Raw genomic sequence first — 11,484 nt, forward strand, 5'->3', positions numbered from 1 at the left:
CGCGTCGGGCGTTCGGTCGGGATCAGAGGCTGCGGGCGGTGATGTCGCCGTGGGAGGTGGTGGCGCGGATGTCGAGTGCGGTGGTGCCGTCGTTTTTGAGGGCGTTGCTGACCCGGCCGTGGCCGGTGCCGGCGTCCAGTGCGGCCGACACGCCTGCGGCGGCGCCGACCGAGATGTCGCCGGACTGAGTGGTCAGCACGACGGTGCCGCGCACGGCTTCGGCGATCCGGATGTCACCCCTCGCGGTGCTGATCTCCGCGGGACCGGTGAGCCGCCCGACCTCCACGTCGCCGTCGATCGCGGTGAGGCGCACGCTCGCCGCCTCGTCGATCTTGATCTGGCGGTACGCGCCGTCGAAGGTGACGTCGCCGAGACGCCCGACACCACGCAGCTCGGCGCTGGCGGCCTTGGCCTCGACGCGGGAGTCGGCAGGCAACCGGACGGTGACCTGCACGGATCCGGAGGGACCGACGAGCGGGTTGCCGGGTGTCGCGGCCGCGATCCGCAGGACCCCGTCGGAGTACGCGACGGTGGTCTGCTCGGCGGCCCTGGTGTCGCGACTCTTGGCGGGGTCGGTCGGCAGCACCTCGACCGTCGTGTCGACGCGGTCCGCGGCGATGAACTGGATGCGACCGGAGGGGATGTTCAGGACGGCGGAGATGGGGGCGGGGGTGTCGAACGTCTTCATCATGCTCTCCCGTGCTCGTACAGCGTTTCTGATATCGGAAACGCTACGTTGCTTTCCACATCCCGGCAACAAGCGCGTTGCGTTACCAGAACGTTTTCCCAGCTAGAATCCTCGCAACTGTTGCAACCGCCCGGGAAGTAACGCAACGCTCCCCGCAGGCCAGTGTTGCAATGGGCCAGAAGTGAACGCTATGGTGGAGGCACCACGGGCCGCCCACGAAGGACCACGAGGGAGATCACGATGCCGGGAGGCAGACTCACCCAGCAGGAGCGCCAGCAGATCGCGCTGGGGCTGGTCGACGACCTCCCCTACGCGGAGATCGCCCGACGACTCGAGCGTCCCACCTCGACGATCACCCGCGAGGTGATGCGCAACGGCGGCCCCCTGGCCTACCGCGCCGACCTGGCCCACCGCGCCACCGAACGCCGCGCCCACCGACGCAGGTCGGCCTCCTCCCGCACGACGGAGTCAGTCGCACAGCCCCAGGGCCGTGACGCCGAGGCCGTGGCCGAATACGAGGAGACGTTCACCACCGTCCTCATGGCGTCGGGTCTGAGCAAGATGGCGGCCCGCGTGTTGACCTGCCTGTTCACCACCGACTCGAGCAGACTCACCGCGTCCGAGCTCGCTCAGCGCCTCCAGGTCAGCCCAGCGTCCATCTCCAAGGCGATCACCTTCCTGGAGGGTCAGAGCCTGGTTCGCCGCGAGCGCGACGAACGCCGCCGTGACCGCTACGTCGTCGACGACGAACTCTTCTACCAGGCCACGATCGCCAGCGCCCGAGCCAACGACCAACTCGTCGAGACCGCGCGGCAGGGCGTCGCCCTCCTCGGCCCGCACACCCCGGCCGCCGCCCGCCTGGAGAACATCGCCCGCTTCCTCGACTTCATCAGCGAGAGCATCGTCCGCGCCGCCGAACAGGCCCGCGAGGTCCTGCACAGCAGACCCGCGGCGGCCACTGCCCAGCCGAGCCCGCACCAGGACCAGCCGGGGACGCCCTGACGAGAGTGCCGGGTCAGAGCGGCCAGGCGGCGAGCCGGTCGTAGCGCGATGGTCGCGAGTCGAGGTGGCTGCGCATCAGCAGCAGCTCGATCGCCGGCCACTCCGGTCCCTGGTAGTCGTCCAGGTCGGCCTGGTCCGCCTCGATGTCGGCCAGGTCCATCCGATCACCGGGCCGGGCCACGGTCAGGTGCGGGCGGAACGGCCTGGCGTCGTCGCACGGCAGCCGGGTCTGCCGCAACCGGGACCGGACCAGGCCGGCAAGCACGTGCAGTGCCTCGACCTCGCCTCGCAGGCCCACCCAGAGCACAGTGGACCGACCCTGACCGAACCGACCACCGCCACCGAGACTGAACCGGGGCAGGGCGTTCCGGCCGTCGCGGAACCACTCGGCGGCCAGCCCGAGCGCGCTCTCCACCTCGACCAGCCGGGCCGCCTCGACGTCGCCGAGGAAGGCCAGGGTGACGTGCAGATGGGCCGGATCGGCGAGCCGGACGTTGACGCCGGCAGCAGCCGCTGCGGAAACCCGTAGTCGCGCGACCTGCGCGCCGAGGTGGTCGACCGGCTCGGGGGGCGGGTAGACCGCGACGAAGAGCCGCAACCGTCGCTCAGCGGTGCCGTTGCCGGTGCCCGGCCCGGGCCGCCGGCAGGGTCAGCCCGGAGGCGTGCAGCACACCCTCCACCCGGACCCGCTCGATCTCCTGGTCGACGCCCTCCAACTCGGCGAGGTGCTCGGTGATGCCGAGGGCACGGCAGGCCAGCCGGAGTCTGTCGTCGTACGCCTGGAGCAGCGCGCTGTGCCAAACCATCGACCGGCCGGTGCCGCCGAGGCGTTCGCCGCCGAGGCGGCGCAGGTCGGCGGCGAGCTGGTCCAGGGGCCGCCGGTCGGCGCGGTCGAACCCACTGAGGTCGATGTCCCGGGTCAACGCGTCTGCCTCGATGGCCCGGTCGAGACGGGCGATGGTGCGTTTCTCTCGACTGCGCTCACGCCATTCGGACCAGCCGCAGACCACCCGGTCGAGGATCTCGTCGTAGCAGAAGATCAGGGCGAATGCCGCCGGCAGACTGGCCACGGCGAGGAACGCCAGGGCCAGCATCAGCGCACGTCCGACTCCCACGTATCGACGCTAAGCCCCGTCGTGCCACCCCGCCAGCGATTTGGCCGCATCCACACAATCCGTCCAACGAGACCGACCCCGGGTCCGCCGGCTACCGAAAAGGGGCCCCTCTTCCGGAATGTCCGATAAGAGAGGGCCCCTTTTCCCAAGCGTCAGCAGTCGGTGGAGGTCACGTAGAAGCGGGGCATCGGGAGGATCCGGAAGCGCAGCCGGGCGCCGGAGCGGCGCAGCTGCCAGGTGAGGGCGATCAGCGCGGCGGCCAGCGAGATCAACGCACCCATCCAGATGCTGGCACCGGCGCCGAAATGCTCCGCGACCCAGCCGATGAGCGGCGCGCCGACCGGATTGGTGCCCAGGAAGACCAACACCCACAGGGACATCACCCGACCCCGGAAGGCCGCGTCCACCCCCAACTGGACCCGCTGGTTGGCGGCCTGAGCGAAGAAGACCATGAAGAAGCCGGTCGGCACCAGCAGCACCACGACCAGCCAGTACACCGACGCCAGGCCGACCAGGGTGCCGAAGCTGGCGCAGGCGATCGCGGCGCCGAGCACCACCCAGATCGACGGGCGACTGCGCCGGCCGGTGCCGCTGAGCGCGCCGCCGAGGGCACCGACGGCCAACGCCGTGCTGAACAGGCCGAAGGAGGCGGCACCGGTGTTGAAGACCGTCTTCGCCAGCGCGGCCAGGGTGAGCTGGAAGTTGAAGAGCGACATGCCGATCACCGACATCACCGCCATCGGCAAGAGCAGGTCGGGTCGACGCCACACGTACCGCAGCCCGTCGATGACCCGTGCGGACGCCCGCTCGTCGCGCGGCAGCAGGGCGTCGCGTTGCAGCTCGGACGTCCGCATCCGGACCACGTTGACCAGGGGCGCGATGGAGCTGACCGCGGTGAAGAGGAAGACCGGGCCGACGTCGAACGCGGCGATGGCCAGCCCGGCGACGGCCGGGCCGACGATCCGGGCGGAGTTGAACACGGCGGCGTTCAGCGACAGCGCGTTGGGCAGCAGGGGCGTGCCGACGAGTTCGGAGACGAACGCCTGACGGACCGGGGTCTCCACGGCGTTGGCCGTGCCGAGCAGCGCGGCGAAGGCGAAGACGTGCCAGAGCTGCACCAGGTCGGTGAGGACCAGCAGGGACATACCGAGCGCCAGCAGGCTCCAGAAGGAGTTGGCGGCGAAGAGCAGCACCCGCTTGTCGTACCGGTCGGCGAGCCGGCCGGAGAGCAGGGTGAGCAGCAGCACCGGGGTGAACTGACAGGCGGTGACCACGCCGAGCGCGGTGGCCGAGTTGTTGGAGAGATCGAGGACGAGCCAGTCCTGGGCGATGAACATCATCCAGACGCCGATCAACTTGATCAGCTGCCCGGATGCGAAAAGGCGGTAGTTGCGGACCTGTAGGGACTGGAACATCGTGCTCAGCTTCGCCTGCACTCTTGGTGCGCCTCCTCCGGCCGTACGCGTCATCGACAGGTGACGGCACGGACCCGGTGGCGCGGGCGCGGCTCAGGCGCGAGCGACCTGCTGAAGAATCTCGGCGGCCCTCTGCAGGGTCTCCCGTTCGTCCTCGTCCAGTGCGGCCAGCCGGTGAGCCAGCCACTCGTCGCGGGCCCGCTCGAACTGGTCGAGCACGGCCTCCCCTCCCTCGGTCGCCTCGAGGATGACCTGCCGGCCGTCGGTCGGATGGGGTGTCCGCCGCACAAGGCCACGGTCCTCCAACTTCCCGACGATCTTGGTCATCGTCGGTGGCTGCACCCGCTCGACGTCGGCCAGCTCCCGGGGCGTCATCGCACCCGCCAGCCGCAGGCTGGTGAGCGCGGAGACCTGGGTGACCGTGAGGTCGCCGACCGGTCGGGCCTGGCGGACCCGCCGGTTGAGTCGAGTGATCGCATCACGCAGCTGAGGGGCCAACTGCGCCGGTGGCACGCGTTTCGCCGTCACCGTCCGCTCCGTCACAGTAGTTAGCTTAACTAATGAGCATGGCTAACGACATCTGTTATGACCAGGCTCACGAGAGGATTCATGATGTTACGGGCGGGGAATCCGGATCGACTCCCCGCCCCGACACCCCGTCAGAGCACCAGAGACTCGATCGGCCCACGCAGGAAGTACAGCACGAACAGCGCTGCCACCCCGTACAGCAAGGGGTGGATCTCCCGGGCCTTACCCCGGGCCAGCTTGACCACGACGAAAGTGATCAGGCCGGCGCCGATCCCATTGGAAATCGAGTAGGTGAACGGCATCAACACGATCGTGAGGAACGCCGGAATGGCGATCTCGTAATCGGACCAGTCGATCGTCCGTACCGCGGTCATCATCAGGAAACCGACCACCACCAGGGCCGTCGAGGCCGCCTCGAACGGCACGACCACCACCAGCGGCGCAAGGAACATCGCCAGCAGGAAGAGCACGCCGGTGACCAGGCTGGCCACGCCGGTCCGGGCGCCCTCCCCGACACCGGCGGCACTCTCGATGTACGACGTGTTGCTGGAGGTGCTGGCCGCACCGCCGGCCGCCGCGGCGATCGAGTCGACCAGCAGGATCTCCTTGGCCCTCGGCGGGGTGCCCCGCTCGTCGAGCAGGCCACCCTCCTGGCCGACCGCCACCATCGTGCCCATGGTGTCGAAGAAGTCCGTGATCAACAGGGTGAAGACGAACATCAGCACGACCACCCAGCCGGCCCGGCCCCACGAGTCGAGCACGTTGAACTTGCCGAGCAGCGACAGGTCCGGCACGTCCACCACCGTCTTGGGCAGCTCCGGCACGTTGAGTGCCCAGCCCTTCGGGTTGGGCTTCCCGTCGACGAACGACGGGCCGATGTTGGCGACCGCCTCGACGATGACCGCCAGCACGGTGGAGGTCAGGATCCCGATCAGGATCGCCCCCCTCACCCGGCGCACCACCAGCACCAGTGTGAGCAGCAGGCCCAGCACGAAGACCAGCAGCGGCCAGCTCACCAACTTGCCGCCGATGCCCAGGCCGACCGGCACGGTGGTGTTCGCGACGTCCGGGACCCGCCGGACGAAGCCGGCGTCCACCAGGCCGATGATGGTCAGGAACAGCCCGATGCCGACCCCGATCGCGGTCTTCATCTGCGTCGGCACCGCGCGGAACACCGCAGTCCGCAGACCGGTCAGCACCAGCACCGCGATGATCACACCCTCGATCACCACCAGGCCCATCGCGTCGGCCCAGGTCATCTCGGGAGCGATCTCGTACGCCACCAGGGCGTTGACGCCCAGACCCGCGGCGAGCGCCAGCGGGAACCGACCGACCACCCCCATCAGGATGGTCATCAGGCCGGCGACCAGCGCGGTCGCGGCAGCCAGCGCGGGAATCGGCAGGGTCTTGCCGTCACCATCGACAGCACCGCCCAGGATCAGCGGGTTGAGCACCACGATGTACGCCATCGTGAAGAAGGTCGCCAGGCCGCCGCGTACCTCCCGGCTCAACGTCGAGCCACGGGCAGAGATCTCGAAGAACCGGTCGAAGCCGTTACGCGGGTTGGCGGGTTGGGGAGGTGTGCCGTTGTCGGGCGGCGCTACTGCCATCAGGTCCTCGCAGGTGATCTTCCAGTTGTCGCGCGCATCGTCCCAGATCAGCGGCGGGCAGGGAAAGTAGATCGCGTACGCTTGCCGAATGCCGAACGAGCAGCCACCGCGGCCCGCACCACTGGACCCGCCGATGGTGCCGTTCGCCCTCGCCGGGCTGATCGCCTGGGCGGTGGTCGGGCTGGTCCTGCTGATCTTCTTCCGGGGTTGGCTGACCGACAACGGTCACGAGAACTGGCTCTGGACCTGCCTCGCCGGTTTCCTGTGGGGCTTCCCTGGCCTCGCCGTGATGATGCGGCACGACGCCAACCGACGCCGCCGCCGCGCGAGCTGACCTGACCACCGCGCCGGGCAAACCCGACGCGAAACGATCAGGAGTGCCCGTACGGCTCCGCCGGCTCGGCTGTCTCCACCGAGCCCGGGGCGCGGCTGACCGACATGGCCTCCACCGCGCTGTCGTCGTACACCGTGGGTAGCTCTTCGACAGCGGTCTCGGCGGCCTCGATCAGCGTCTCGGAGTGGGCGCCGCAACCGTGGTCGGCACTCACCACCCGGCCGTCATCCGGGGCGTAGAAGTTGCCACACGCCCCGAAGGCCTGCCGCATCGCACCAGCCAGTGGCAGGTAGAAGCCGCAGGTGCCACAACGGGCGGCGGCCGGCGCGGCGGTGGAGATGGGCGCGGCGGGGCCGTGGTCGCCGTCATACCAGCGCTGCGCCGCTTCGATGCGGCCCTCCCGGGAGAGCACGCGTGCTCGCCCGAGGCCCAGCTCCCACGCCGTCTCCTCGACCGCCGGGTCGTCGGAGAGCAGGTAACCGGGGACCAGCCGATCGTCGTCCGGCGAGGTCGGCAGCAGATCACCCGGACCGAGATCGCCCGGCTTGAGCCGCTCCTGCCAGGGCAGCCAGCCGGGCGCGAGCAGCGCGTCCGGGCCGGGCAGCAACACCGTCTCGCAGATGGTGACCGTCTTGCTGCGCGACACCCGCGTGACGGTGACCGCCCACCGCCAGCCGCGATAGCCGGCGAGGCGGCACTCAAAGTAGTGGGTGACCAGCCGTTCACCCTCGGCGACGACCTGCAGGTGGTCGCCGACGTCGTCAGCGTCCACCTCGGTTATGCCAGCGCGGGCCACCTCGACGGCGGCGGCACAGACCTGGTCGAGACGGGCGGCGCGGGTGGAGGCGGGCCTGGTCACTTCCCCATTGTTCCCCATGCGTCCCGCAGGGGTGACAGGGACTCCCGGGGAACCTTTCCCCGCAGTGGTGCGGCGTACCTGGATCAGATGGGCGAGGATGGTGCACATGCCGTCGTACTCCCGCTCCGGGCGATCCGTCCTCGGGCGGACCGTCGGCACCAGCATTCGCGCCGTTCGTCTGCTGCTGCGCGGTTCGGTGGGCAGCGGTCGCTGGGTGACCCGCCGGGCCGGTCGGGCCCGCACCCGGGGCGCCGGCGGCGAGGTCGGCATGGTTCGCCTGTTCGACCTGCACGCGGTCTCCTGTGCCGGTGACACTCTGATCGCCATCGGCCTGGCCGGGACGATCTTCTTCAACGTGCCGCTGGGCGAGGCCCGCAGCAAGGTCGCGCTCTACCTGCTGGTGACCATGGTGCCGTTCGCGATGCTCGCCCCGGTGGTGGGCCCGCTGCTGGACCACTTCCGGCACGGCCGGCGGTACGCGCTGGCCGCCACGATGCTCGGTCGCGCGTTCCTGGCCTGGTTGATCTCCGACTACATCCACGGCTTCGGGCTCTATCCGGCCGCGTTCGGGGTGCTCGCGCTGTCCCGGGCGTACGGCGTGGCCCGGTCCGCCGCGGTGCCCCGGTTGCTGCCAGAGGGCCTCGGCCTCTCCCAGGTGGGTGCCCGGGCCAGCGTCTACGGCACGGTCGCGGGCGCGCTGGTGGCGCCGATCGGGTTGGCCGCGTTCTGGTTCGGGCCGCAGTGGCCGCTGCGCGTCGCGTCGGTGATCTTCCTGATCGGCATGGTGATCTCCCTACGGTTGCCGCCGAAGGCCGACTCGGAGCCACCGGAGCGGGTTCCCCGGCCGCTGCGCGCGCTGGGCCGTCGCCGTGGCGATCGTCCGCTGGGCCGGGGTCGTCCCGCCGGGCGCGTGGTGATCGCCACCCTGATCGGCGCCGCGACCCTGCGCGCGGTGTACGGCTTCCTGCTGCTCTTCCTCGCGTTCGCGATCAAGAAGGGCGATCTGACCACTGTGGTGTTCGGCCGGGACCTGGGCGCCGAATGGGCGTTGGGGGCGGTCGGTGCCGCGCTCGCGGTCGGCAGTTTCCTGGCCACCGCCGTCGGCACCCGCCTGCGCATCCACCGGCCGACCGCCATCCAGTCCAGCAGCATGATCATCGTGGCCGGGGTGGCGGTGCTCGCCGTCATCCAGTTCTCGCTCCTGATGGTCGCCCTGCTCTGCCTGGTCGCCGCGCTGGTCAGCGGGGTGGCGAAGCTGGCCGTGGACGCTTCGATCCAGGAGCGCATCCCGGAACGGCTGCGAGCCAGCTCCTTCGCCCATTCCGAGACGGTGCTGATGCTCGCCTTCGTCGCCGGCGGCGGGCTCGGATTGGTGCCGTTCGACGGTCGGATGGGCATCGCCGTCGCCGCCGGGGTCGGCGTCCTGGCCGCGATCCGGGGTGTGCTGGTCGCGGCCCGACTGCGCGGCGAGAAACTGGCCGGCCGGCCGCTCGGCGATGACGAGCTGACCGACGACGAGCCGGCGGACGAGCCCGAAGCCTCCGCGCCCACCTCGCCGGCACCGACCCAGACCACGTCCCCGCAGTTCGAAGAACCGGGCCTGACCCCGCCGGGCTACCACATCTACCGGCCGTCCTCGGCCGTCGGCGGCCCGGGCGGCGGCGCGGACGACGAGACCCGCCGCGAATCTCCCGGCTCACTCTCGTGACCGGCCTGTTGGTGGTGACGGCGGTGCCAGCCGAGGCGGACGCCGTTCGTGCCGGGCTGGCCGACTCCACCGTGACCGTCGCACCGGTCGGCGTGGGCCCGGCCGTCGCCGGCGCGGCCACGGCCCGGCTGTTGGCGCTGGCCGAGGCCGCGGGACGCCCGTACCGTGCGGTGGTCAGCGCCGGCGTTGCCGGCGGCTTCGTCGGGCGGGCCGAGGTCGGCGACACGGTGCTCGGCACCGCCAGCATCGCCGCTGACCTGGGTGCCGAGTCACCGGACGGTTTCATCCCTGTCGACGAGTTGGGCATGCCGCTCGCGCTGCTCGGTGCCGGCAGTGTGGTGCGGGCCGACCCGGGCCTGCTGGCGGCGCTGCGGGCCGCCCTTCCGGCGGCCACGACCGGCCCGGTGCTCACGGTCAGCACCGTCACCGGCACCACAGCCAGCACGGAGGAGCTGCGCCGGAGGCATCCGGAGGCGGTCGCCGAGGCCATGGAGGGGTACGGCGTGGCGGTCGCCGCAGCGCAGGCCGGGGTGCCCTTCGCCGAACTGCGCACCATCTCCAACCCGATCGGCCCTCGTGACCGCGACGCCTGGCGTCTGCGCGAAGCTCTCACCGCGCTGACCGCAGCGGCCCCGGCGCTGCGCTGACTATGGCCGAGGCGGACGGACTTCGAGCGTGAGCGCCGACGGGCGACCCGCCTGCAGCTCGAACCCGCAGGCGAGCAGAAACTCGACGTTGCCGCCGTCGGCTATCGCGTGGATGGTCCGGATGCCGGCGACCGCCATCTCCCTGGCCAGCAGCTCGATCAGCTGACGCCCCATGCCCAGGGTCCGTAGGCCGGGAGCAACGACAACGCTCTCCAACACCAGCTCACGCCGGTCGCCCCAATCCTCGCCAAGGAGGAGGTCCAAGCTGCGCTCGTGGGCCCTCAACTCACCGACCGGCCCGGCCTCTGGCACCTCGGCCAGGAAGCGCCATGAGGTGGCCGGCAGCCCTTCGAACGCGCGGCGAAACCGCACCTGTGCCCGTGTCTGGTCCCGCAACCGCCGCTCGTCACGTCGTGCTCGATCGAGGTCATAGGTCAGCTCCGGGACGCGCACCGGCCACAAGCGCTGCGGGAGGGTGTAGGAGTGCACCCACCAGGCGGCCGGCCAGTCCTTGAGGGTCAGGACTCGGCGGACGTCGAGGTGCGCTGGGTACCGGCGGCCGGCCTCGTCCCGCAGCTCATCCTGCGGCTCGTCACGCAGCGCGTTGTTTGGCGCCTGCGGTGACTCGTCGGCCGCCGCAGAGGAGTGGGCGTTGGGAAGCTTGAGAATGACCTCACCGCCCGCCGCACGGACCAGCCGCTCCACCGTGCGGAACGCCGGCCCGGCGCCCTGCCCCGCCTCGATCCGCGCCAACGTGCTCTTCGGGACCCCGGACCTCTCGGCCAACTCGCGCTGGCTCAGGTCGGCACGTCGACGAAGATCCCGCAGGGTTGCCCCCACGTCGATCGCACCCAGGTCCGCAGCCACCCGTCCATGGTTTTCCGCTCAGCTCGCGCCGTCAACAGGACCCGTCCACCTGTGGACAACCCTGTGGATAGTGTCTCCGCCGCTGTGTACATCCCTTCGTCAGCGCCTGTAGAGCTGCCCCGTCAGTGGGGCACGACAGCGGGTGTACCGAGCCGGCACGCAGTGCCCCAGCACTCTGCGGACGGCCAGGCTCACCTGGCAGACGGCGGGCCCACCCCGGCAGACGGCGGGCCCACCCTGGCGGAGTGCGGCCCACCCTGGCGGACGGCGGGCCCACCCTGGCGGGGCGCGGCCCACCCTGGCGGACGGCGGGCCCACCCTGGCGGGGCGCGGCCCACCCTGGCGGACGGCGGGCCCACCCTGGCGGGGCGCGGCCCACCCTGGCGGACGGCAGGCTCAGGGGCGGCTCACGCCGGCAGACGGCGGGCCCACCCTGGCGCGGACGACCCGCCCATGCCGATGCACGACCAGACGCATCCCGGCCCAGACGGGCGCACCCACCCGACACACATCAGGAGCTGGGCACCGACGAGCGACCCGCGTCCGGACCATTAACCACGTACGCGGCGAGGTTGGCCAGGCATGACATCCACAAGGCAGACAAATCGCCCAAGGCCGGTATCGCTTGGGTTCGCGTGGCCTGTCCCGGGACAAGATCCACTCCATATCGCCGATATTGCGGTATTCGAGGCCTTGGGCTCAAGTGGTTGT

The 11,484-nt window shown here is 70.8% G+C and carries 12 protein-coding genes; 4 read left to right on the forward strand and 8 right to left on the reverse strand.

Features of this window, described 5'->3' with window-relative positions; all coding sequences use genetic code 11:
* Positions 1-22: 22 nt before the first annotated feature.
* Entirely contained in the window at positions 23-688 is a 666-nt protein-coding gene (locus tag C7C45_RS17145) for a DUF4097 family beta strand repeat-containing protein (protein WP_110564686.1), read from the reverse strand.
* Positions 689-928: 240 nt separating this feature from the next.
* On the opposite strand from C7C45_RS17145, the gene C7C45_RS17150 reads away from it, so the two are divergent.
* Positions 929-1,690 carry a helix-turn-helix domain-containing protein gene (locus C7C45_RS17150; protein WP_110564651.1) on the forward strand — a complete coding sequence of 254 codons (762 nt, stop codon included), beginning with the start codon at positions 929-931 and terminating at the stop codon, positions 1,688-1,690.
* Between the two features lie 13 nt (positions 1,691-1,703).
* On the opposite strand, the gene thpR is transcribed toward C7C45_RS17150, so the two are convergent.
* From thpR to C7C45_RS17175, 5 genes are all read right to left on the reverse strand, one after another.
* On the reverse strand, positions 1,704-2,288 hold the full coding sequence (gene thpR / locus C7C45_RS17155) for an RNA 2',3'-cyclic phosphodiesterase (protein ID WP_110564652.1): 585 nt from the start codon (positions 2,286-2,288) through the stop codon (positions 1,704-1,706).
* Positions 2,289-2,295: 7 nt separating this feature from the next.
* The gene (locus C7C45_RS17160; protein WP_110564653.1) at positions 2,296-2,805 is read right to left on the reverse strand and encodes a hypothetical protein; all 510 of its coding nucleotides are present in this window, start codon (positions 2,803-2,805) and stop codon (positions 2,296-2,298) included.
* A 152-nt stretch (positions 2,806-2,957) separates the two neighbouring features.
* On the reverse strand, positions 2,958-4,241 hold the full coding sequence (locus C7C45_RS17165) for an MFS transporter (protein ID WP_110564654.1): 1,284 nt from the start codon (positions 4,239-4,241) through the stop codon (positions 2,958-2,960).
* A gap of 72 nt (positions 4,242-4,313) precedes the next feature.
* Entirely contained in the window at positions 4,314-4,763 is a 450-nt protein-coding gene (locus tag C7C45_RS17170) for a MarR family winged helix-turn-helix transcriptional regulator (protein ID WP_208641192.1), read from the reverse strand.
* Positions 4,764-4,879: 116 nt separating this feature from the next.
* Positions 4,880-6,358, reverse strand: coding sequence for an NCS2 family permease (locus tag C7C45_RS17175; RefSeq protein WP_110564655.1), 1,479 nt, complete (start codon positions 6,356-6,358; stop codon positions 4,880-4,882).
* 88 nt (positions 6,359-6,446) lie between these two features.
* Between C7C45_RS17175 and C7C45_RS17180 the strand changes: the two genes are divergently transcribed.
* On the forward strand, positions 6,447-6,692 hold the full coding sequence (locus C7C45_RS17180) for a DUF2530 domain-containing protein (RefSeq protein WP_110564656.1): 246 nt from the start codon (positions 6,447-6,449) through the stop codon (positions 6,690-6,692).
* Positions 6,693-6,729: 37 nt separating this feature from the next.
* On the opposite strand, the gene C7C45_RS17185 is transcribed toward C7C45_RS17180, so the two are convergent.
* A complete protein-coding gene (locus tag C7C45_RS17185) occupies positions 6,730-7,569 on the reverse strand; it encodes a DUF3027 domain-containing protein (protein ID WP_110564657.1) in 840 nt (279 codons plus the stop codon).
* A gap of 88 nt (positions 7,570-7,657) precedes the next feature.
* On the opposite strand from C7C45_RS17185, the gene C7C45_RS17190 reads away from it, so the two are divergent.
* Positions 7,658-9,259, forward strand: a complete 1,602-nt coding sequence (locus tag C7C45_RS17190; protein WP_110564688.1) for an MFS transporter — start codon at positions 7,658-7,660, stop codon at positions 9,257-9,259.
* Positions 9,256-9,906 (forward strand): futalosine hydrolase, encoded by a 651-nt coding sequence (locus C7C45_RS17195; RefSeq protein ID WP_110564658.1) that lies wholly within the window; start codon positions 9,256-9,258, stop codon positions 9,904-9,906. Before C7C45_RS17190 ends, C7C45_RS17195 begins: the two co-directional genes overlap by 4 nt.
* On the opposite strand, the gene C7C45_RS17200 is transcribed toward C7C45_RS17195, so the two are convergent.
* Entirely contained in the window at positions 9,907-10,773 is an 867-nt protein-coding gene (locus C7C45_RS17200; protein WP_244200417.1) for a helix-turn-helix domain-containing protein, read from the reverse strand.
* Positions 10,774-11,484 lie beyond the last annotated feature (711 nt).

This window comes from Micromonospora arborensis, from assembly GCF_003205615.1.
Taxonomy (GTDB): Bacteria; Actinomycetota; Actinomycetes; order Mycobacteriales; family Micromonosporaceae; genus Micromonospora; species Micromonospora arborensis.

What these genes read in the sequence shown, in the direction of transcription:
- C7C45_RS17145 (WP_110564686.1), bottom strand. Translation starts at nt 688, where the DNA reads ATGAAGACGTTCGACACCCCCGCCCCCATCTCCGCCGTCCTGAACATC.
- C7C45_RS17175 (WP_110564655.1), bottom strand. Translation starts at nt 6,358, where the DNA reads ATGGCAGTAGCGCCGCCCGACAACGGCACACCTCCCCAACCCGCCAAC.
- C7C45_RS17185 (WP_110564657.1), bottom strand. Translation starts at nt 7,569, where the DNA reads ATGGGGAACAATGGGGAAGTGACCAGGCCCGCCTCCACCCGCGCCGCC.
- C7C45_RS17150 (WP_110564651.1), top strand. Translation starts at nt 929, where the DNA reads ATGCCGGGAGGCAGACTCACCCAGCAGGAGCGCCAGCAGATCGCGCTG.
- C7C45_RS17190 (WP_110564688.1), top strand. Translation starts at nt 7,658, where the DNA reads ATGCCGTCGTACTCCCGCTCCGGGCGATCCGTCCTCGGGCGGACCGTC.
- C7C45_RS17180 (WP_110564656.1), top strand. Translation starts at nt 6,447, where the DNA reads ATGCCGAACGAGCAGCCACCGCGGCCCGCACCACTGGACCCGCCGATG.